The following is a 21,404-nucleotide window of genomic DNA, read 5'->3' on the forward strand; positions in this document are numbered from 1 at the left end:
GAAAGAGAACAGAAAACCGCCACCCGGATGATCCGAATGGCGGTTGTCAGTGTGCTGTGCACCCCCCGGGACTTGAACCCGGAACCCACTGATTTGGGTTCATCGATTTCTGCGGTTTCCGTGGGGTTCCATCCAATTAGGTGGGTAAGCGTGGGGTGAGTCAAGTTTTGCCAGGAGCCCTCTTCGAGATCCGACCCTCGTGCTCAAGACAACAGAGGATCGTCTACGATCACTTCATGACTAGTACGGCAGATGCGGGTGTCCATTCCACTGACTTCTTGCTTGAAAAGCTCGATGAGTTGTTGAACGAGTGGGACCAAATTGCGAGCTCCGGCGAAGGACGGCTGGTAGTTCGTGCGAAGAAAGTGAACGGCAAGCGGATAGCCTTCGACCGCGCCCAGTCTGCTCTGCTACTCGGATATTGCGCGCACGTCATGCAGCTCTCCCGCTCAATTCGCCTCCTGCTGACCGAAAGCCACATCGTGCAGTCGATCCCACTTGTGCGCCTGGCCTATGAGTGTGCGCTGAAGCAGAATTGGGTGTATCTCACCGGAGAAGAAGCACCGCGAGCAATCTCGAATCAATATGGACGCAGTCGCAAGACTCTGCAGAAGACGATGAAGGACTCTGAGATCCCGTACTTGATCGACGCTGCAGATACGCTCGCCGGCCTTGATCAAGAAGAGTTTGAGACCACCTCGAAAGAACAAGCTAAGAACTTCGAGAGGATGGTCGAGGACTTCGAAGGTGGGAATGATCTCTACACCTACTATCGGATGCTTTCCGAGTACTGCCACCCTTCGGTGCCTGTTGCAGACCTCTATCTGACGCGCACCGGCCCAGACGAAGGCAATGGCATGCCAGACTTCAGCAGCACGCCCTCCGATTTCCCGTCCAAGCTTCTCGCCTACTTCACCGTCTTTTCGGCGTGCAGAGCCTTGTATGCCTTCACCACGACAATGAAAGAGCACAAGGCGAAGAACCCGATCCGTCGCGTTGCGAATGAATGCGAAGTGACTCTCGACATGAAGCTTTCAGATGAACCTATAAAACGACGGCGGAAAGCTAAGCAAAAATGACAATGCTCCTACAGTCGATAGATCGCGAAGGCACCGCGCATATCAGTAGGCCGTGCACTCACAACTCGGTAATTCGTACGTCGTTACGATCAGGCTTGGGGCCGCCCAAGACCTCGAAATCGTGATCGCGTAGCACCTGCGCAGCCACATGCAAATTGTCGGCTACCGCCGCTCGAAGCTGGCGATCACGCCACCGTGTTCGTCCGTCACTTAGAGTTCTGTGCCATTGCTCTTTCGGGTCGACTCCTAACTCGTAAATCATGAACTGGATGATGTCTTCGAGGCACGGGCGGAATCGAGGGCCGCCAAGAGGATAGTGAAGTTCCGAGTCCCTAAGTGTGCCGCTCCGGTTCCTGGCTTTGGCTCTGTACCTGTCCCCGCCCTTAGCCAATGCTTGTCGGACGTCCTCACGGTCGTGGTGGATATTGAGATGAGCGCCGGGGTTCTTACCCTGTGGCTCGAGCACGTAGTCGTAGTGGAAAAGTGGTTCGTTCGATCCTTCAATCAGAAGCGCGAACGTCGACGAGAAGACTGCCACGAACTTTCGAGTGCGGTTCCAGACAAGCACATAGTCAGCTTCTACTCGATATGTCGGGGCGCCGTAGACCATTGCGGATATGGTCATTCGCACGCCAATTTTGAATCCACCTTGAGGTTTGGATGCAGTCACCTTCCTCGGAGTCACGACCGGGGGATCACTCACCACCAGATCGCAGACTATCGAGTTGTCGATAGTAGCGACGATCTCTTTGACGAAGTCCTCTACTGCAATAACAAGACTTCGAGTATCTTCGTCTGGGTAGTTGAGGTCAGTCCTCACTCAGGCTCACCAGAATGTGATATTCCCGGTAGAGGTCTCTTTGCCAAGCATCGAGCATATAGTTGCCCGCGTTCTCCTCGAGCTCTTCGAGCGTCATGTGCAACTCGTCAAGGATCTCGGATCTCCGGGACGCGAGCTCGTGCTCATCCATGTACAAAACAGTCATGGTTACATCTCCCTTTAGGCGTGCACTCATGCTACCAACTATTACCTCGATTTACTTGCAGAAAGTCTGTCGTACGGCACTGACACGATAGTGCCCTCAGCAGTCCTGAGACCGCTGAGGGCACCGCGTATTTCAATGTCAGTTCTTCTCGGGCTCGGTGCCAAGGCCGAGCGGAAGTTGCTCGCGAACCTGCGCGCCCGCGTCGAGTCCGCCGGCGACACGATCACCGGCAACACCACAGTGACCAGCCTCGGCAAGATCTGGACCGAGAGCCTACAAGGATCCGACGACCACACCGAGCAGACCCTCGAACGGTATGAGTCCATCGTCGAGAAGATCATCGGCCCAGCGTTGGGGGAGTACCTCATCATCGAGGCCACGGTCTCCCGCGTCGACCAATTCCTGCGCGCACTCGCCGGCAAGACACCCGGCAGGGCCAAGACCACGAAGTCAGTACTGACGAGCATGTTCGACCTCGCCGTCCGTCATGACGCGCTGCGCACGAACCCGGTGCGCGAGGTGCGCCTACCCGCCCGGAAGCGGAAGCCAGTGAAGGCGCTCACGATCGACGAAGCGAGTGAGCTGCGCGAGGGCCTGCGGAAATGGCAAGGCGCCGAGGGCGTGAAAGGTCCGCGGCGGTCGGCTGAACTGCTCGACGTCGTAGACGTGATGCTCGGCACCGGTATGCGCATCGGTGAAGTGCTGGCGTTGCGCTGGTCCGATGTGGACCTCGGCGACCATCCGAGCCTCACCGTGACGGGCACACTCGTCCCGATCAAGGACAAGGGCCTCAATCGGCAGGGGCACGCAAAGACGGCCAGCGGCTACCGTGTGCTCACCCTGCCGACGTTCGTTGTCGACGTGCTCCTGCGCCGGAGCGTCGAGGCGCTCCCCACGGAGACGAATGCGGTGTTCCCGTCCGGGGCCGGGACGTGGAAGTGGCCGAACAACTATCGACGGTCCTTGCGCGCTGCACTCAAGGAGCTCGAGACCACGACGAGCATCACCCCCGCACGTGTTCCGAAAGTCGGTCGCCACGCTCATCGACGCTGAGGCGACTCTCGAGCCCGCGGCTGCCGTTTTGGGGCACTCGGGTACTGGCGTCACGTCGGCGCACTATGTGGCGAAGGCGGCAACCGCACCTGATATGTCCTCGATCCTCGACCAGTTCGGCAGAAATGCGAAGGAAAAAGATGGGTAACCGTGGGGTCGCTGACTCCGTATCGAAATGACGAAAACCCCTTACCAGACGTAATGCCAGGTGAGGGGCTTTCTTTGCTGTGCACCCCCCGGGACTTGAACCCGGAACCCACTGATTAAGAGTCAGTTGCTCTGCCAATTGAGCTAGAGGTGCGTGCCGCGCATCCTGCGCAACGAGAATTAATATTACTCAGGTTTCTGCCGATCACGCAAACCGAGATCGGCCCAGATTTGATTTTGTGATGAAGGTCGCAAGCCCCAGGTCAGATACCCGATCAGACAGCGGCCAGTCCCTACAGGTACATTCCTGAACTCGACTGCTCGGCGGGCTCGGAGATCGCGTGGACGTCGCGTTCGCGCAGCAGCACATACGCGCTTCCTTCGAGCTCCACCTCGGCGAGTTCCTCGGGATCGTAGAGGACGGTATCGCCGAGGTTGGCCTGCCTCACGTGCGGGCCCGCCGCTACGACCTGGCCCCACACGAGGCGTCTGCCCATGCTGGCGGTGGCGGGAATGACGATGCCTGCCGAGGATTTGCGTTCCCCGGCTTCCGCGCTGGGTTCGAGCAGGATCCGGTCATGGAGCATCCGGATCGGTAGTGCGGCATCAGCCACGCTTGCGACCGGAGAGTCCGACGATGAGGGCGGCCACACCGAGGACGGCACCGGCGCCGAGTGCGATGATCTCAGGCTTGGGGGAGCCGTCTTCCTCGACGACCTCGGACTTCGCCTTGTTGACGGCGCGCGTCGCCAGCACCTTTGGGTGGATGCGGCCGACGAGCTCGTCGATGTTCTCGGCGATGCGCTCCTCGCGCAGTCGGATCGACTCCGCGAGCTGTGCGGTTGTCGCCTGGTCGACGGTCACATCTGAGGTGTAGACGTTGTCAGTCATCGGGTCGAGTCCTCCCGGTCGAGAATGCTTTGCTGCGTCTGTGACCTTGTGCCACAGTGCTTCGCTGTCCAGCTTAGCGGCTGGGCCCAGAGAGTGTCAGATATCGGCCGCGGTTCGACGGAATCTTACGATCTCGCCGTTCGCGTCCGCGGGCATGGTCGGGTAGTGGTCGTGGAGATTCGCGATGTATCGGTCGAGTCCACCCGAGCGGGTGAGGTCGAGATCCTCGGGCCCCAGTTCGTCGAGTCGCTTCACCATCACCGAGGCGACTTCCACGGGAAGCGTGCCATGCTCGGTGTTCTCGAAGTACGCCAGAGCAGGACCCGTGCGGTGGCCTTCGTTCCACCGCACCGTCAGAGTCTTCGTCCCGTCCGCGACGGCGTCGAAGTAGCAAGCATGGAACCTCAGCAGCCGCTTCGGTGCGGCAGCCGGATGACGGTAGGCGTGGGGGGGAGGAGCGCGGGGATGGGCGCGATCGACGGGCGCCCCTCGGTGTCCGGGATCGCCACGAGGGCGTCGGGGTGGAGGTCGAGGATGACCTGACGGCAGCGTCCGCAGGGAGCGAGCAGGCCCCGATCGTGGTCGCCGACCGCGGCGATGGCGACTAGCGGGCCCGCACCCAGCGCGGCGGCAGCGCCGAGCACCACGAGTTCGGCGCAGGGGCCTCCGGTGAAGTGGTGGACGTTGACTCCGGTGTGGATGCGGCCAGTTCGGCGCAGGGGCCTCCGGTGAAGTGGTGGACGTTGACTCCGGTGTGGATGCGGCCGGTGGTGTCCATCGCGGCTGCAGCGACAGTGTGGTTCGCATCGGCGCCGAGTGTCCGGGCGAGGTTCTCGGCCGCAGCGATCACGCGCAGCTCGGAGTCGAAGAGTTCCATGTCCGCGATCTTAGATGAGGATTGCCGAGGCGGGGCTCAGTCCTGTTTTCCGCGTCGTCCCATGAGGTAGATGATGAACCCGACCGCGGCCATGCCGGAAGCAGCCAGAACGAAGACGGGCCACGAGCTCACGATCGTGGAGATGATGGATTCGCCGAATGAGGTCGCCGGATTCTGGTTGGCCCGCGGGGACGGCTGATCGCCACCGGTGATGAGGTCCGTATCGTCTTTGGGCGCAGGTTCGTCGGGGTTGCGAGGCACAGGGTCAGAGTAGTCAGGGGTTTCGGTATCCTCGTCATCCCCGGGCAGCCATTCATCACCAGTATTGCCGGGAATGGTCTCGCGTTCATCATCGGGGGAGCCGTTGCCGTTCGACGGGTCCGGGGTGGTGCCGTCGGCGTCAGAGGCGCCGATCGACGAGCCGGAACCTTGCTTGGCCGAATCCTTCTCGTCATCGTCGCCGGATTCCGAGCCGGAGCCGGAGCGGTCGGAATCGCTGCCGTGCGAGCCGTCCGATCCTGAACCGGAATCGGTGTCAGATTCTCGGCCGTCGGAGTCCTTGTCGCCCGAGGAGTTCGCGCGATCCTTCGACCCGCTGTCGGACGAGCTGTCACTGTCGGATGTGGAGCTGCGGTCTGCGGACGTGGCGCTGTCGGATGAGGCTCCGTCTTCGTCTCCCGAACTGTTACTCGAGGCTTTGCTGTTCGAGTTGGAACCGTCGGTATCGCTGGAGGCAGAGCTGTCTGACACACCTTTGGAGTTCTGGGAGCCATCCTGCGAAGCGGTTCGACCGCCCCCGTTCGCACCATCCTGATCGGTTCCGTTCCTCGAGCCATCCCTTTCGGCTGAGTCGTCGGAGTCGTCCGAGTACTCGTTGCCTTTGGCGGTGATCTTCGTGCCGTTTGCAGTGAACTTCCAGTGAGGGTCGGAGTCGAAGTGCTCGAATTTCATCGGATTCGAAGAACCGGCTGCCCTGATGACGCCGTCGGGGCCGAACTCGAACTGATCCGGCACATCGGCCTGGGCAGTCGCCTCGACGACTGACTGTCCGCTGTCATCGGTGTCTGAGTCCTCGCTGCTGTCTGTGCCATCTGCACCAGCCGATTCTGCCGTGCCTGCGGTGGACGCATCTTGGGCAGGCACCTTCACCATCGACTGCTTCGGGCCATCGAATGGCACTTTCTTCCAACTCTCGGGCAGGCTGCCGGGTTCACCGTTCGGTGCGGTCACCGAGAGTTGCTTGGTGTTCGAGTCCCATTCTGCGGTGAGGCGTTCCGCGGGTTTACACGGCCCGTCCGCGCCCGGTGTCGGGTCGTCGTCTCCGGGCGGTGCGCAGGCCTTGTCGTAATCCGGCTCGTCACCATCATCGCCGCTCTTGGAGTCGCCCGTGCCGTCGTCATCGCTCGAGTTGTCGGAATCGGCGGCCTCTGCATTGGAATCGGCGTCGCTCTCGGTTGCCTTCGGCACCGGTCCGTCGGCTTCGTCACCGTCAGGGGACCCTGCCGTATTGGCGGTGCCAGCTCCACCGGAGGAATCTGCTCCTGCGGAAGCACCTCCGTTGGCACTCGCACTGGCTTCGGTCGTGGGAGTGGGATTCGGTTGGGCGAATGCAGGTGTGAACGTCGCCGAGATAGGTAGTGCTGCCAGGGCAAGCGCTGCGCCGATTGCGGCGGCTCTGCGGCTGAACCTGTGTGAGACTGGCACTACGTTCCTTAGCGGTGGGGATTCCGACTTCATTGGGTCAAGGGGACATGACGTTCAGACACATCGGTGCCCATCTTAATGTCTCGACCAGATGTGTTAAAGCCGTGGGCGTGTTTCGCCGTGGCGCGGAATCAGCGATCCTGCGTCTCTGACTTCTTCGGATATGCGCGTACGGTCGAGTCGTTGCCGAGCACCAAGGCCTCGTTGCCTTTGTCGACGACCGCCAGCAGATCGGTATCGGTCTTGAATGCCTGTTTGCCGGCAAGCAGGCACGAGGTGCTCGTGTCCATCGTGCAGGGCACGATGGATCCGCGCGGTTCGGAGAGATGGATATCACGGCTGGAGACGTCCATCAGCAGCAGACCCGTCTCCAGGTCGAAGAGATACGGACCGATATAGGCGCGTTCTCCCGCCTGCCCGCGCACCCAGGACTTCTCGCCGACGATGTCAGTTGTTGTGGTCACGGTCGAGAGGATCGACCCGTCGTCGAGGGAATGGACGACGAGCTGGATCCTGTGACCCGAGTTCGTCGAAGCGCCCTGTTCGCCCCACAACGTGATCGCCTTGCCGTGGCCGGCGGAGATCCAGTCGATGATCTTCAATTCGTCGCCGGGGCTTTCGAGCTTGATGCTGCGTTCGTCGCCGGTCTCGATGTTCTTCGCTGTGACGGGACCGTTCCAGTCCGAACTGATGATCTCATCATCATCGATGGCCATCGGCGTCGAACCGGCCTGCGGGGTGGGCACGTCTTCCAAGCCCTTGGCGCCGAAGGTCGAGAGCTTGTTGCCCGCTTTGATGAGCACGCTCTTGCCTGCCGAGGTGATGCGGGCTTTCTCCGGCAGCTGGTAGGTCGTGGGTTTCGAGTCTCCGTCGAAGAGCGCCTCGGCGGTGTTGCCTGACTGCCACAGCAGAGCCGGCCGACCGTCGATGACGGTGTCCACGGCGAAGGTCGGAGACTCGCTGATCTTCGCCTTATAACGCGACTTGCCGGTGTCGGCGTCGAGGACTTCGAGGCGGTTGTCGTCGACGAGGAGCACGCCGCGATCGGAGGCCGTCACCGAGGCGCGCTTGGGCACCTCGGCTTCCCACGTGGGTGAATTGTCGTAGCTGGGCACGACGTCCTGAGTGCTGTCGACGGAGAGCTCGGAAGCGGGGTTGACCTGCTGCTCCGAACCGATCGTCTGCGGGGTATCGGGGGAGTCGACGGGGACGATGTTGGGAACGACGAAAGCGCCGATCATGAGGATCGCCAGGCCGATGAGCACGAGTCCTGGGATGGTGATCTTCTTCAGTCGCTGCGGACGGCTGCGTGCCGAGCGTTTGCGCACCGGTGTCTTCTTCACCGTCGGCGTGGCCGGTGCGGCCGGTCCGGAGAACGGAGTGCCCATCGGGTAGCTGTCGCCGTTCGTCCCTGATGAGTCGTCGTAGGCTGCGAAGCCGTTCTCCCCGCTGGCGGACTGGCCGCGTGTGCTCTGGCCGTTCGTGTTCTCGCCGCCTGTGTTCTGGTCGGCGTCGTCCGGTCGTCCGGCCGTCTCAGCCGAACCATGCGTGGACGAAGCGGTCGACGATTCGTCCGCGACCTCCTCGGCGCCGGTGTCGTATTTGGGAACAGTGCCGACTCGGCCATTCTCATCGATGCCGATCTCGGTCGTCTTCGTACCGTCGTCGATCGTCACGGTCAGGGCAGTCGCGGTCTCCTTGGCGTAGTCGCCGAGGTAGCTGATGGCCTGTCCGGTGTCCGAATAGCGACTCGTCGCCCCGTTGAGGGTGGTGTAGGTGAACCCGTCATCGGAGACGGAGATCAACGCACGAGGCATGTACAGGGTTCCTTGACAGCTATCGAGGGCAGGGCCGAATCAATACTAATGAATGTCGAGGGTCGCTCCTACCAGTTTTCCGAAACCGTTACAGATCGCTACTGAATCGTTGTATGTAATGAGATCTGCGTCTCATCGGGCTCGAGCGGCGGTTCTGGTTTGCCCGGGTCAGGCGGGTGCGGTTAAGATGTATCTTGCTGTCTGCGCCTGAAGGTGCAGCGCATGTGGTGGGTATAGCTCAGCTGGTAGAGCGCCGCGTTGTGGTCGCGGATGTCGCGGGTTCAAGTCCCGTTACTCACCCCGATCGGGGAGCCCCGTGATCTGTGCAGACGGATCGCGGGGCTTCTCTCATGTTCGCTGTGTGCCCACGTTTTGCCCACACCCGCCCGACCCCGATCGCCGACAATCGTCGTCGATCCGCCCTCTTTCGATCGTCGATAATGGGGCCATGACCATCGACTGCTCCCTGACGGTCGTCGGCAGCATCAACGCCGATATCACCGCTACCACTTCCCGACTTCCCGCCGCCGGAGAAACCGTGGGAGGAGGCAGATTGTCCCGTTCTCCCGGCGGAAAGGGGGCGAACCAGGCCGCCGCTGCCGCCCGCCTCGGTGCGCGGACCCGCATGATCGGTGCGGTTGGCCCAGACTCCGACGGCAAGGCAATGCTCGAGGCACTCCGCGGCGCCGGGGTCGATACCGATGACATCGCCGAGGCGACTGCCGAGACCGGGACCGCGCTCATCATGGTCGACGCCCACGGTGAGAATCAGATCGCCGTCTGCGAAGGAGCGAATGCCGAGGTCAGCCTCGACGGTATCGAATTCCGGGCCGACGAGGCCGTGCTCACCCAGCTCGAGGTCTCCCTCGATCTCATCGTCGAGCTCGCGAACCATGTGCCCGGTTTCTTCGCCGTCAATGCGGCTCCCGCTCTTCAGCTGCCCGCCGAGGTAGTCGACCGTGCCGACCTCATCATCGTCAACGAATACGAGTACTCCCAGCTGCCGCAGCTGCAGACCGCGAAGCTCGTGGCCGTCACCTACGGGGCGAAGGGTTCGGCACTGCTGCAGGGAGGTGAGCAGATCGCCTTCGCCGAGGCGGTCCCCGCGCATCCCGTGAGCACCGTCGGCGCCGGAGACGCCTACTGCGCGGCACTCACCACCGGCCTGACCAGCGGACTCGAGCCGGAACGCGCACTGCAGGCGGCCAACGCCGTCGGCGCGGCGGCCGTGGAAGTCGCCTCGGCACAACCGGAATTCGATCGGTTTGAGACCTATCTGTCGGGCCTCGACTGACCTGGCAGACTGAACGCAAGCGGGCCCGTCCGCTGCTGCCACACGAGTCTCGTTGCCGCCGCCGGCGGTTGGCGCCATCGGTGGCCCACGTCCACCCGAGGAGGATCATTGACGAACACCCCCGACCCGTCTCTGTTCACTGGGCTGAGTGCCTTTCCGCTGACCCCGCTGAAAGATGATTCCCTCGACGAGGATGCCTTCGTCGGGCTCATCGAACGTCTCGTCCGCGCCGGAGTCGACTCGATCACGGCGCTCGGATCGACCGGTTCGTACGCTTATCTCGACACCGACGAACGCGCCCGGGTGGCGCAGCTGAGCGTCGAATCCGCCCTGGACATCCCCGTCTTCATCGGAGTCGGTGCGCTGCGGACGAGAGACGTTCTGGACAATGTGGCCTCCGCCGAAGCTGCCGGAGCGCAGGGACTGCTGCTGGCACCGGTGAGCTATCAGCCGCTGACCGATGATGAGGTGTTCGAGCTCTTCCGCAGCGTCACCGTGTCCACCGATCTGCCCGTCGTCGTCTACGACAATCCGGGCACCACGCACTTCAGGTTCACCACCGAGCTCTACTCGCGCCTGGCCGGGCTCGACGGTGTGGCCTCGATCAAGATCCCCGGAGCACCTGCCTCGCCCGCCGGATGGGACGAGCGCATCGGCGAGATCCGTGCGGCCATCGGCAGCGAGGTGACGATCGGCATCTCCGGCGATGCCCATGGTGCCGAGGGCCTCATCGCCGGCTGTGATGCTTGGTACACGGCAGTCGGCGGCACCCTCCCCGAGCCGATGCTCGAGATCACGCGGGCCGCGGAACTCGGCAATGAGCAGCTCGCCCGCGAACTCTCGGCCGAGCTGCAGCCGCTGTGGGATCTGTTCACCGAATTCGGCGGAAGCCTGCGCGTGACCGCCGCCATCGCCGAACATCTCGGGCTCGTGGGTGCAGACACCTTGCCTCTGCCGGTGCGTGACCTCGATGCGGCAGCGAAGCGCAAGGTCGCCGAGGTGGCCGACAACCTCGATCTCGGCTGAGTTTTCCCTGGCGACGTCACCGACCGTTCGCCTCAACGCCGAGTGCGCACTGTATAACGTGAGCGGTCGACATTCACTGAAGCAGCCGCTGAGTGTGTTCACCATCCGTCCATCTGCGGTTCGGAACCGGTCCATTCCGGGTGCCTATGAATAGGTGTTTGCGGGTTCAGTCGGCCCGCGACACCCAATCGATCCCGGAGAACCGATGACGATCCCACTGTCCGCGAAGACGCTCACGGCCTCGACGGCCGCCCTCCTGTTGGCCACCGGTTTCACCGTCGGCGGCACGGTGCCGAGCACGAGCCCCGCTCACGCCGCGGAAGTGGACGATCCCATCAGTTCCTCGGCCTCGGACGCACAGATCGAGATGGGCTTCCTCGGCTCCCACGAGACCGGACAGTTCGACGAATCCGCCGCCGAGATCACCGCCGTCCACGGCGATACCGTGTTCACCGTCAACGCGCAGGCGGCCACAGTCGACGTCATCGACGCCTCAGACCCGACAAACCCGCAGAAGGTCTCCGAGATCACCGGCACCGGGGTCGCGAACTCGATCTCCATCCGTGAGGACGGCCTCGGCGTCATCGCCCTCGAGGACGAGGACAAGACGCAGCCGGGAACCGCGATGTTCTTCGACGCGAACGACCCCGAGGCGGACATCCTCGGCGAGGTTCCCGTCGGGTCCCTGCCCGACATGGTCACCGTCACCCCAGACGGCGCCCACGCCCTGGTCGCGAACGAGGGCGAACCGGCCGATGATTTCTCGACCGATCCCGAAGGGTCGGTGTCCGTCATCGACCTTCCCGCCGAGGTGGCCGCGCCGTCGGACTCGGACGTGCACACTGCGGACTTCCACGAGTTCGAGGATGGCGGAGCGAAGACCCTGCCCGAGGATGTGCGGATCTTCGGGCCCACACCCGAAAAGGACCTGCCGATCTCGCGCAATCTCGAACCCGAGTACATCACTGTCGCTGGGGACAAGGCCTACGCGACCCTGCAGGAGGCGAACGCGATCGCGGTCGTCGACATCGCCTCGGCGTCTGTCGAGGAGATCCTCCCGTTGGGTCTCAAAGATCATGGCCAGGCCGGCAACGGACTCGATGCGTCGGACCGGGATCCCGAGGATGCTCCGACCGTGAACATCACGGAATACGAGGGGCTCAAGGGTGCTTATATGCCCGATACGATCTCGACGTTCACCTCCGGCGGCACCGATTACCTCGTGACCGCGAACGAAGGCGACTCCCGTGAGTGGGGCGACTTCGTCGATGCGGCCCGGGTCAAGGACCTCGGCGAGGACGGCCTCGCACCGGTGTGCGAGACCTCGCCGCTGGCTGACAAACTCGGCGACGCGGACCTCGGACGGCTGAACATCATCACCGACCTGGGTCTGAACGACGCCGGCGACTGCTATGGGGAGCTCGTGGCTTTCGGCGCCCGCTCATTCTCCGTGTGGACCACCGACGGGAAGCTCGTCGCCGATTCCGGGGACGAGTTCGAGAAGCTGACCGCCGAGGCGGTGCCCGAGTTCTTCAACTCCAACCATTCCGAGTCGAACCTCGAAGGACGCAGCGACGACAAGGGCCCAGAGCCCGAGGCGCTGACCATCGGCGAGGTGGGGGAGACGACCTACGCGTTCGTCGGCTTCGAACGCATCGGCGGAATCGCCGCCTTCGACCTCAGCGACCCGAGCGCCCCGAAGTTCGCGACCTACTTCAACAATCGGGACTTCTCGGTCTCCGTCGAGGACGAGATCGAGGATGCCGCGGATCCTGCTGCGCTGCTCTCGAGCGCCGGAGACCTCGGGCCTGAGGGCATCACCTTCCTCGGCGCCGATGAGTCGCCGACGGGTGAGGCTGCGCTCGTCGTCGGCAATGAGGTCTCGGGAACGACGAGCCTCTACTCGGTGGCCGATCTCGCAAACGGTGGAGACGACGGCGACGATGAGAATGCCGGTGCCGATGGTGCGGGTGACGATGAGAACGCCGGCACTGATCATGACGCCGGCGCCGACGACAGCTCGAACGAGGATGCTCAGGCCGACGCAGCCGGCAGCGAGTCCGACTCCGAGGCCGGTGCGAACGACAACGCTCGGACCGACGCGGGCAGCGAATCAGATTCCGGCAACAGTGCGGACTCGGCCGCTGGCGGTGCGGCCGCTGACGGGGCGGAGTCGGACAGCGATTCGGGAACCGGCGCCAGAAGCAACTCGGCAGCCGGCTCGACCGCCAGCACTGACACTGCCTCCAACGCTGGCTCGAGTGCAGACGGTTCCGAAGCTTCCAGCGACGGTGACCCGCTGCCGCGCACCGGTGCCGACCTCGGTCAGTACCTCATCCTCGGCGGCATCGCTGTCGGCCTCATCGCCATCGGCACAGCGGCCTTCTTCCTCACCCGCCGCCGCAACTGAACTCCAGTCGCACAAGACCGTCGACCGCTCGCCCCATAACGTGAGCGGTCGACTGCAACTCGAGCGGTCAGCGGCGGCGCAGACGCTGACGCGAGCGGTCGACGGCAACTCGAGCGGTCGCTGTGACCAGGCAGGGAAATCAGTCGATCTGGCCGATGGGCTCGCGCTTCTCAGCCTGGAATTGGTCCTCGGCGCGGCCGCGTGCCCAGTAGGCTGAGATCGACAGGGACTCCCGCGGCACTTCACGGTCCTTGAGGATCTTGCGGATCGCCTTGATCGTCTCGCGCTCGCCGTGAGCGAAGACCTGCGGAGTGCCCGCGCGCCACTCGAGCCCCTCAACAGCGGCAATGAGCTCGTCGTGCGAGTCCACCCATCTCACCTCGACGCCTTCCGGCGTCTCGGGCAGAACGCGATCGGCGTCGTCGGCGACATAGGCCAGGACGACCCCGTTGGCTTCGGTGGGCATGGCCTCGATGGCCGAACTCACCGCGGGTATCGCGGAATGGTCGGCGATGAGCAGGTGCCAGTCGACGTCGGCGGGGGCGTATTTTCCGCCCGCGCCGGAGAGGACCAGTGTGTCTCCCGGTTTCGCGTTCCTCGCCCAGGGACCGGCGATGCCGTCATCGTCGTGGGTGACGAAGTCGATGCTCAGCCACTTCTCGTCCAGGTCGATCTCGCGCACCGTGTAGGTGCGGCGACTCGGCAGCTTCTCGGGGGACTGCTCGCGCAGCGTCGTCAGATCGTAGGGTGGGACGAGCTCATGTGCCGGATCGGCGAAGAGGAGCTTGACGTACTTGTCGGTCGCATCGTTCGAATCGATGTTGTCGAAGGTGTCCCCGCCGAGGCGGATCCGCACCAGGTGCGGGCTGACTTCGGTCGTCTCGAGGACGGTGAGAACAGCCTGCCGGCGGACGGGTCGTGCGGTGCGTTCGGGGGAGTTGGGTGCGGTCTTCACAGGCGGCCTTTCTCAAACGGGGTGCCCCTGGAAGCTCACGGTCGACTCCTGAGTGCGGAGCCGTCTCGGCGCAGGGGTTCAGTAAGGCTCACCTTATCAAACCATCACCGCTGGCAACCCTGTCAGGTGGAGCGGTCGGCCATCTCCCGGCGACGGTCGTCGCGGATGCGTTTGAGTCCCTTGACCGATTTGAGCGAATCGAGGATCTGCACGCCCGGAAGCGCGGAGTTCGGTCCCTTGCACTGCATCAAGTCGTCGGGGTCGAGCAGGACCACGCGGATCCCATCGTCCTTCATGCGTGATAGGGCCCCGGTGAGCATGCTCCGGGCGACGGAGTTGATCTCGTTGACGCGGCGCAGGTCGAGGACGAAGGTGTTCGTGGTGGAACCGGGTTCGTCCATCGTGCGCAGGACGTTCTCCGAACCGCTCCACTGGATGAGTCCCTGCAGGCTGCAGATGCGGACCATCTTGCCCTCCGAGTCGACGAAGCGACGGTCACGGCGGATGATCGAGCGGGCCGGTTCCGGAGCATCCATGATGTGCAGGCTCAACCGATCTGAGAGGTCCCGGAAGATCTTCGCTCCGCGGACGCTCGTGCCGTGCCTGTCCAGTCGTGGAGAGAACGTGGCGATGCCGACCTGACCGGGCATGACGCCGAAGACACCGCCGGAGACTCCGCTCTTGGCGGGGAGACCGATCTCGGTCATCCAGTCGCCGGCTGCGTCGTACATGCCGCAGGTCATCATGACGGCGAGCACCTGCCGGTTGACTCTGGGAGAGAGCACCTGTTCACCGGTCAGCGGGTTGATGCCGCCGCCGGCCAGAGTCGAGGCCATGATGGCGAGATCTTTGACGGTGACGGTGATCGCGCACTGTTCGATATAGCCGCGGACCACTTCGTCGGGATCGTCGTAGAAGATGTCGTAGGACCGGAGCATGTTCGCGATGGCGACGTTGCGGTAGGCCTCTCGCCATTCGCCGTCGGCCACCGATTCGTCGATCGCGAGCTCACGGCCGGCGAAGCGGGAGAGCCCGGCGCGCGCGATCTCCGTGCGTTCGGCCAAGCTTGCACCGGGATCGCCGAGGATGGAGTGGATTGTCATCGCCCCGGCGTTGATCATCGGGTTGAGCGGTCGGCCCGACTTCTTGTCCAGGGAGAGTTCGTTGAACTTCTCACCGCTGGGTTCGACGCCGACCATCTCGAGGACTCCGGCCAGGCCCTCCTGCTCGAGGGCGAGGCCGTAGATGAAGGGTTTCGACATCGACTGGATCGAGAATTCGAAGTCGGCATCACCGGAGGTGTACTCGACGCCGTCGAGGGTGGAGATGCAGATCGCGAGCTTCTCGGGATCCGCTGAGGCAAGGGCCGGGATGTAGTCCGCATTCTCCCCGGACCGGTCCGGTCGGAATCGTTCGAGCGTCTCATCGAGGAAATCCGGGATAGGCGATCGCATGGCACCTCCTGCTGCAGTCGTGGTCGGTGGGCACAGCGTAGTTTGACGCAGACTGCCATTCTCACACACTCCTCCGCCGGCTGCCGTTCGTCGGCAGCAGAGCCACCGGTTCGGCCGAACGGGGCCGGTGCGGCGGAACTTCGACGACGCAATCGGCGGCACAGCCGCAGCAGCGTACGCAGCGATTGTTCCAGGTCTGGCACCGAACGTGCCGCTCCTGTGACGGGCCCTGGCCATAGTGTGGAGTCATGACCCGCCCCAGGCTGCTCCTCCTCATCGGCATCGCGTCCACCGCGGTCGCCGTCGTCGTCATCGGCGCGATCGTGACCGCGCTGGTGCTGCGATACTCGGCTCCACACCCAGAGACCAAAAGCCTGCCCGAACATGCGCTGACCCCGCAGGAAACCATCACCGAGGTGGACCCGCACAGAGACGGCACCGTGCAGATCCGCCAAAGGCTGATCTTCGAGACCCCGCCTGAAGGCGGAAAACCGGTCGGTCTGTGGATCAGTGATGTCGGCGTGGGCAGAGATCCGCGGACCGGCACCAGGCTGGCGATGATGCCGAAGGTCTCGTCGTTGAGCGCGGTCGAGCTGAGCACAGCCGACGGCTCGACTCAGGCATCGCCGAAGACACTCGGAAAGCTGGACATCGACGTCGAAGAGTCGGGGAGGAAGGGCTTCGACCATCCGGAGGTGCACTTCACGTTCAACCCGAAGGATTCCGACGGAGAGGTCGTGCAGTGGAGCGAAGGCCGCCATGTCGTCGAGCTCGAATACGTCCTCGACGAGGTGTTCATCACCGTGGCCGGCGTGGAATTCTTCGCACTGCCCCTGCCGACGATCGGCGATGGTCAGCACACTGTGAAGACACACAGTCTGGACATCGACACCGACGGGCCGGTGTATTGTCCGGCCGACAACGTCGACTTCGATCTTGGTGATGGATGTGACGCTGAGGCATTCTCGCGAGTCGATGACAGCGGTGCGATCAACAGTGGCGACACGGCGGAAGACGGAACCCATGTGGTCTGGCGGAAATCCTACACCGGCAATCGAGAAGTCATCGCCTTCGCCCCTCCTGCGGGTATGACGGCATCGCCGACCCCTGCAAGAGAGAGGCAGTGATGAGCGAGATGAGACGAGGACCCGGATGCCGCCGAACGTTGCCCATTATGGCTGCGCTCGCCATGACTGCGACGATCGCGACCGCAGTTGCAGCGCCCGGCGGAGTAGACGCAGCGCCGAACCCGCTGCGGGACAAGACTGCGGTGCACACGGTCAGCATCGCCGCCGATGGCAGCTACTCGGTGCGGATGGATACGAAACTCGACCTGGCGCTGGAGACGGCTTGGGGATTCGGCGGTGACATCCACGATGGTTTCCGCTTGCCCGACTCCGAGTCTCTGCTGCCGCCGTACCTGCGGGCGCACTATTCGAATCCGCAGGGAACCATCGATTCGGATCCCGCCGAGGCGACCATCGAGACAGAGCTGCATGCCGTCGATATCGGATTCTCCACAGACAGGCTCACTGCAGGATCTCATCGAGGAGTCCTCGACTACGAGGTTGCCGGAGCAGCGGTGCCGGCAGCAGACGTGAACGGCGACCAGGACAACGGCGTCGTCGTATACGTCCGTCCCCTGGACCGCGGAGACCTCGTCATCGAGTCCGCGGCACCGATCACCGCTGTCGACTGTGAGGTCTTCGCACCGCGCGGCGAGTCATGCGGAGAGAAGAAAGGGAATACCTGGACCGTGCCGGGTGAGGAGCTGCTGCGCGATCACACCGTCATCGACGCAGTGCGGATCACGATCGACGCCGACCCGAAGGGTGTGCAGGCCCCGGACATCGATTCCTGAGGCCGGATTGTCTGCACCGTCGCATATCTGAACCTGCTGGTCAGACCGCTGCGTCCGCTTAAGACCGCCGAACAGAGATCGAGCCCCTGCCGCAGTCGGCGGGGGCTCGATCAGGTGACGCAGACGATCAGCGGCTTCCGGCAGGTCCGTTGCCGCCGTCGAGACCGTTGTCGCCACGATCATCTCCGCGGACATCGTTGCCCCGAACGTCATCGCTGTGGCCCGCACCGCCGGACTGCTCGTCGCCGCGATTCGCTTCACCGGTCTGACCACGGTCACTGCCGATGGCGTTGTCGGCGGCGTCCCGGGCCTTCTTGATCTTGTCAGAGTGCTTGCCTCCGGTCAGGGAGTCAGCGACACCAGCGGCCTTGTCGAGGACCGAATCGGTGACCTTCTCAGCTTTGTCAGAATTGAGCTTGTCCTTGACCTTGGGATCATTGGCGAGGTTCTTGGCCTTGTCGAGGAATTTGTCGAATGCCATGGCACGGTCCTTCTCAGTTGGTCGAATGCACTGTCGATGCTGATCGTGGGGAGGAACACGAACGATTCGAAGCCTAGTGGGGCTGTCTGTGACGGAACTGGCAATCGGCTGCTTCGGTTTCGCCGGTCACCGACGGACCACACGCCCGTGACCGTCTTCCTTATACGCCTGAGGCGGACTGCTTTCGTGCCTGGAGCAGTCGACGATAGTGGGCATTCCTCATAGTGAGGATGAGCGCGGCGAGTGCTGCCGAGAGCAGAGAGGCACTGAGCACGGCGACCTTCGCCACATCGTGTTCGACCGAACCTGCGGTGAAGCTGAGTTCTGCGACGAGGAGCGAGACGGTGAAGCCGATGCCGGCAAGCAGCCCGATCCCGGTGAGGTCGGCCCAACGCAGACCGGGATTCAACCCACCGGTGAACCGGGTGACCAACCAGGTGGAGACGAGGATGCCCAGAGGCTTGCCCACGATCAGCCCCGTCATGATTCCGTAGGTCAGGGGATGGGAGAACGCCGAGGCCAGACCGTGGGTTCCGCCGATATCGACTCCGGCGGCGAAGAATGCGAAGACCGGGACGGCGAAACCGGCCGACAGCGGTCGAAGGCGGTGTTCGAGCGCCTCGGCGAGGTCGCTTCCGGACCTGTCCAGGCCCTCGGCAGAGGGACTGAGGTCGCTGGAGGCACCGTGGTCGGTGCCGATCGCGCGGTTTGAACCACGACCGACGACGGCGGGGATCGTGAAGCCCAGCAGCACCCCGGCGATGGTCGCGTGGACGCCGGAGGCGTGCATGAACGCCCAGGCGGTGAGTCCGAGGGGGAGGAGGATGACCCACGCGGCCCAGGTGCGGTCGACGAAGAAGCGACGGAAACGGCTCACGATGAGCCCGTACACGATGATGATTCCGAGCGCCGCGACAAGGGGGAGAACCGCGATGGACTCGGTATAGAAGATCGCGATGATCGCGATCGCCAGCAGGTCGTCGACCGCGGCCAGGGTCAGCAGGAAGAGGCGCAGCGCTTTCGGCAGGTGGGAGCCGACGATCGCAAGGACGGCGACGGCGAAGGCGATGTCGGTCGCGGTGGGGATGGCCCAGCCGCGCAGGAGCTCCGGGCGGGTGAGCAGAAACGCCGCACAGATGAGGGCGGGGACGAGGACGCCGCCGGCCGCCGCGGTGATCGGGACGACGGCGGTGCGGAACCGACGCAGGTCACCGCGGGTGAATTCCGCCTTGAGTTCGATGCCGACGAGGAAGAAGAAGACTGCGAGCAGTCCGTCGGCAGCCCATTGCCCGATGCTCAGCCGCAGATGCCACGGTTCGTAACCGAACTCGATATCGCGGAGCGTGAAGTATCCGCCCGATGCCGGTGAGTTCGCCCAGATCAGAGCGGCAGCGGCGGCGATGAGGAGCAGCGCACCGCCGACGGTGTCGCTGCGGAGTGCTTGGAACAAGCGCTGTCCCAGAGGGTTCGGTGAGGCGGATGGCGAAGCGATTGCAGAAGTGGTGGTCACAGTGATCCCGTTCGCGGTAGAAGTGGAAGAGAGTTCGACCCGAAGAGTGGATGTGCAGACAGTGCTCAGTTCGTCGACGCTGAGCGTAAGTGCGTGATTCGAGCGGACGTCGTCGGCTCGGCAGATGAGAACTGTCGGAGAATCACACCAGGGGTCGGAGCGGATGGTCTCCGCGCGTGAACGGCTGTGTGCCCGACTGCATTTCGCCCCACGAAGTGATGTAGCCGTTGGTGCCCGAGTGCGGAAGAACCCACACTTTCGGGCGGAAAGCGGCATCCGGGGCTGACTGTGACATTGCGGACAGTCTACCTCAGCGGATCGCGCGGCTGCCTGAATTCACAGGGCAGCTATCCCAGCCCGCCGGAGAGGCGAGTATGCAGAGCCTCGGTGCACGCATTCATTCCGGTGATCTCCACGCTCGTGCCCAGCGCCTCGTACTTCGTCACGATCGCATCGAGGGCGGCCACTGTAGACGCATCCCAGACATGCGATTCCGTCATGTCGATGACGACCTGATCGGGATCATGCGTGTATCGGAATTGAGTAGTGAGGTCATTCGAGGAGGCGAAGAAGAGCTCGCCGCGGACCACATAGCGGGCGACCGCCTCGGCGACCGTGCGCTCGACGGTGACGAAGTGGGCGACCCTCCGAACGAAGAGCACGCTGGCCACGAATACTCCGAGGACGACGCCGATGGCGAGGTTGCCGGTGGCGACGACGACCGCGACGGTGGCGACCATGACGAAAGTCTCGGACTTCGGCAGCATCTTAAGCGTCGAGGGACGGATGGAATGCCAGTCGAAGGTGTCGACGCAGACCATCATCATGATGGCAGCGAGTGCGACCATCGGGATCATGCCGACGATGTCGCCGAGCACGACGACGAAGATGAGCAGGAACGCTCCGGCCATGAACGTCGAGATTCGAGTCCTCGCCCCCGAGGCGCGGACATTGATCATCGTCTGCCCGATCATCGCGCAGCCGCCCATCCCGCCGAAGAGTCCGGAGATCATGTTCGCAGCCCCTTGACCCCAGGACTCACGGGTCTTATTCGAGTGCGTGTCGGTGATCTCGTCGACGAGCTTGGCCGTCATGAGCGACTCCATCAGCCCGACCAGAGCCATGGCCAGTGAGTAGGGGGCGATCGTTGTGAAGGTCTGCCAGGTCAGCGGCACATGCGGGAGGAAGAGTTCGGGCAGACTGCGCGGCAGCTCGCCCTGGTCGCTGACAGTAGGGACATCGACGGCGAACACGACGACGATGCCGGTGATGATCACGATCGTGACCAGCGGAGCCGGCACGATCTTCGTCAGCTTCGGCATGAACACGAGCACGACGATGGCGATGGCCAGCAGCGGGTAGACCATCCACGGCACTCCGATGACGTGGGGGACCTGTGCTGCGAAGACGAGGATCGATAGGGCGTTGACGAACCCGACCATGACGCTGCGAGGGATGAACCGGATGAGCTTTGCGACTCCGGCCACGGCCAGCAGGATCTGGAATACACCGGCGAGCATGACGGTGGCGATGAACATGTCCATCCCGTGCTCGCGGGCAACGGGGGCGATGACGAGCGCGACGGCTCCTGTCGCCGCGGAGATCATGGCCGGGCGCCCGCCGAGGAACGCGATCGAGGTGGCCATGATGAACGCGGAGAACAGCCCGACCTTCGGATCGACCCCGGCGATGATCGAGAACGCGATCGCCTCGGGAATGAGAGCGAGCCCCACAACGAGTCCGGCGAGGACCTCACGGGTGAGCAGCCTCGGTGAGGTCAGTGCGGTGAGGACGGTCGGATCAGGGCGGTAGCGACTGGAATCGTCGGCCGTTTCGGCGGGAATGGGAGTCGTCACGAC

The 21,404-nt window shown here is 63.5% G+C and carries 21 protein-coding genes and 2 tRNA genes; 8 read left to right on the forward strand and 15 right to left on the reverse strand.

Features of this window, described 5'->3' with window-relative positions; genetic code table 11:
• Positions 1 to 236: 236 nt before the first annotated feature.
• Positions 237 to 1,079 carry a DUF5677 domain-containing protein gene (locus HK353_RS10055; RefSeq protein WP_173155781.1) on the forward strand — a complete coding sequence of 281 codons (843 nt, stop codon included), beginning with the start codon at positions 237 to 239 and terminating at the stop codon, positions 1,077 to 1,079.
• 58 nt (positions 1,080 to 1,137) lie between these two features.
• Here the strand turns inward: HK353_RS10055 and HK353_RS10060 are convergent, their stop codons facing one another.
• Complete coding sequence (locus HK353_RS10060) at positions 1,138 to 1,899, reverse strand: hypothetical protein (protein WP_173155783.1); 762 nt, start codon at positions 1,897 to 1,899, stop codon at positions 1,138 to 1,140.
• Entirely contained in the window at positions 1,889 to 2,065 is a 177-nt protein-coding gene (locus HK353_RS10065; protein WP_173155785.1) for a hypothetical protein, read from the reverse strand. Before HK353_RS10065 ends, HK353_RS10060 begins: the two co-directional genes overlap by 11 nt.
• A 135-nt stretch (positions 2,066 to 2,200) precedes the next feature.
• Between HK353_RS10065 and HK353_RS10070 the strand changes: the two genes are divergently transcribed.
• Positions 2,201 to 3,118, forward strand: coding sequence for a tyrosine-type recombinase/integrase (locus HK353_RS10070; protein WP_173155787.1), 918 nt, complete (start codon positions 2,201 to 2,203; stop codon positions 3,116 to 3,118).
• A gap of 228 nt (positions 3,119 to 3,346) precedes the next feature.
• On the opposite strand, the gene HK353_RS10075 is transcribed toward HK353_RS10070, so the two are convergent.
• The 7 genes from HK353_RS10075 to HK353_RS10105 form a co-directional block, all read right to left on the reverse strand.
• Positions 3,347 to 3,419 (reverse strand) — tRNA-Lys (locus tag HK353_RS10075).
• Positions 3,420 to 3,558: 139 nt separating this feature from the next.
• A complete protein-coding gene (locus HK353_RS10080; protein ID WP_173155789.1) occupies positions 3,559 to 3,879 on the reverse strand; it encodes a co-chaperone GroES in 321 nt (106 codons plus the stop codon).
• Entirely contained in the window at positions 3,872 to 4,156 is a 285-nt protein-coding gene (locus HK353_RS10085; RefSeq protein WP_062862037.1) for a DUF3618 domain-containing protein, read from the reverse strand. Before HK353_RS10085 ends, HK353_RS10080 begins: the two co-directional genes overlap by 8 nt.
• Positions 4,157 to 4,252: 96 nt before the next feature.
• Positions 4,253 to 4,816 (reverse strand): ASCH domain-containing protein, encoded by a 564-nt coding sequence (locus HK353_RS17480; RefSeq protein WP_342589894.1) that lies wholly within the window; start codon positions 4,814 to 4,816, stop codon positions 4,253 to 4,255.
• Complete coding sequence (locus HK353_RS17110) at positions 4,761 to 5,033, reverse strand: cytidine/deoxycytidylate deaminase family protein (protein ID WP_245395937.1); 273 nt, start codon at positions 5,031 to 5,033, stop codon at positions 4,761 to 4,763. The genes HK353_RS17480 and HK353_RS17110 overlap by 56 nt, the downstream gene beginning before the upstream one ends.
• 36 nt (positions 5,034 to 5,069) lie before the next feature.
• Positions 5,070 to 6,737: a hypothetical protein gene (locus tag HK353_RS10100; protein ID WP_173155792.1), complete on the reverse strand. Its 1,668-nt coding sequence runs from the start codon at positions 6,735 to 6,737 to the stop codon at positions 5,070 to 5,072.
• Positions 6,738 to 6,868: 131 nt separating this feature from the next.
• Positions 6,869 to 8,554: a hypothetical protein gene (locus HK353_RS10105; protein ID WP_173155794.1), complete on the reverse strand. Its 1,686-nt coding sequence runs from the start codon at positions 8,552 to 8,554 to the stop codon at positions 6,869 to 6,871.
• Positions 8,555 to 8,781: 227 nt separating this feature from the next.
• Here HK353_RS10105 and HK353_RS10110 point away from each other — a divergent pair.
• From HK353_RS10110 to HK353_RS10125, 4 genes are all read left to right on the forward strand, one after another.
• Positions 8,782 to 8,854, forward strand: a tRNA-His gene (locus HK353_RS10110).
• Positions 8,855 to 9,002: 148 nt separating this feature from the next.
• Complete coding sequence (locus HK353_RS10115; protein WP_173155796.1) at positions 9,003 to 9,848, forward strand: ribokinase; 846 nt, start codon at positions 9,003 to 9,005, stop codon at positions 9,846 to 9,848.
• A 108-nt stretch (positions 9,849 to 9,956) separates the two neighbouring features.
• Positions 9,957 to 10,874: a dihydrodipicolinate synthase family protein gene (locus HK353_RS10120; protein ID WP_173155798.1), complete on the forward strand. Its 918-nt coding sequence runs from the start codon at positions 9,957 to 9,959 to the stop codon at positions 10,872 to 10,874.
• 205 nt (positions 10,875 to 11,079) lie between these two features.
• Positions 11,080 to 13,284, forward strand: coding sequence for a choice-of-anchor I family protein (locus HK353_RS10125; RefSeq protein WP_173155800.1), 2,205 nt, complete (start codon positions 11,080 to 11,082; stop codon positions 13,282 to 13,284).
• A gap of 139 nt (positions 13,285 to 13,423) precedes the next feature.
• Here HK353_RS10125 and HK353_RS10130 read toward each other — a convergent pair whose 3' ends face one another.
• Both HK353_RS10130 and HK353_RS10135 read right to left on the reverse strand, forming a co-directional pair.
• A complete protein-coding gene (locus HK353_RS10130; protein ID WP_173155802.1) occupies positions 13,424 to 14,239 on the reverse strand; it encodes an SIP domain-containing protein in 816 nt (271 codons plus the stop codon).
• 122 nt (positions 14,240 to 14,361) lie between these two features.
• Positions 14,362 to 15,693, reverse strand: a complete 1,332-nt coding sequence (locus HK353_RS10135) for a glutaminase (protein WP_173155805.1) — start codon at positions 15,691 to 15,693, stop codon at positions 14,362 to 14,364.
• Positions 15,694 to 15,941: 248 nt separating this feature from the next.
• On the opposite strand from HK353_RS10135, the gene HK353_RS10140 reads away from it, so the two are divergent.
• Together HK353_RS10140 and HK353_RS10145 are read left to right on the forward strand one after the other, a co-directional pair.
• Positions 15,942 to 16,820 (forward strand): hypothetical protein, encoded by an 879-nt coding sequence (locus HK353_RS10140; RefSeq protein ID WP_173155807.1) that lies wholly within the window; start codon positions 15,942 to 15,944, stop codon positions 16,818 to 16,820.
• Between the two features lie 62 nt (positions 16,821 to 16,882).
• The gene (locus HK353_RS10145) at positions 16,883 to 17,554 is read left to right on the forward strand and encodes a hypothetical protein (protein ID WP_173155809.1); all 672 of its coding nucleotides are present in this window, start codon (positions 16,883 to 16,885) and stop codon (positions 17,552 to 17,554) included.
• 127 nt (positions 17,555 to 17,681) lie between these two features.
• On the opposite strand, the gene HK353_RS10150 is transcribed toward HK353_RS10145, so the two are convergent.
• The 4 genes from HK353_RS10150 to HK353_RS10160 form a co-directional block, all read right to left on the reverse strand.
• A complete protein-coding gene (locus HK353_RS10150) occupies positions 17,682 to 18,035 on the reverse strand; it encodes an antitoxin (protein ID WP_173155812.1) in 354 nt (117 codons plus the stop codon).
• A gap of 160 nt (positions 18,036 to 18,195) precedes the next feature.
• A complete protein-coding gene (gene nhaA / locus HK353_RS10155; protein WP_425350544.1) occupies positions 18,196 to 19,545 on the reverse strand; it encodes a Na+/H+ antiporter NhaA in 1,350 nt (449 codons plus the stop codon).
• Between the two features lie 142 nt (positions 19,546 to 19,687).
• Positions 19,688 to 19,840 carry a hypothetical protein gene (locus tag HK353_RS17115; RefSeq protein WP_245395938.1) on the reverse strand — a complete coding sequence of 51 codons (153 nt, stop codon included), beginning with the start codon at positions 19,838 to 19,840 and terminating at the stop codon, positions 19,688 to 19,690.
• 52 nt (positions 19,841 to 19,892) lie between these two features.
• Complete coding sequence (locus HK353_RS10160) at positions 19,893 to 21,389, reverse strand: SulP family inorganic anion transporter (protein WP_173156037.1); 1,497 nt, start codon at positions 21,387 to 21,389, stop codon at positions 19,893 to 19,895.
• Positions 21,390 to 21,404 lie beyond the last annotated feature (15 nt).

It is taken from the genome of Brevibacterium permense, assembly GCF_013280495.1.
Taxonomy (GTDB): Bacteria; Actinomycetota; Actinomycetes; order Actinomycetales; family Brevibacteriaceae; genus Brevibacterium; species Brevibacterium permense.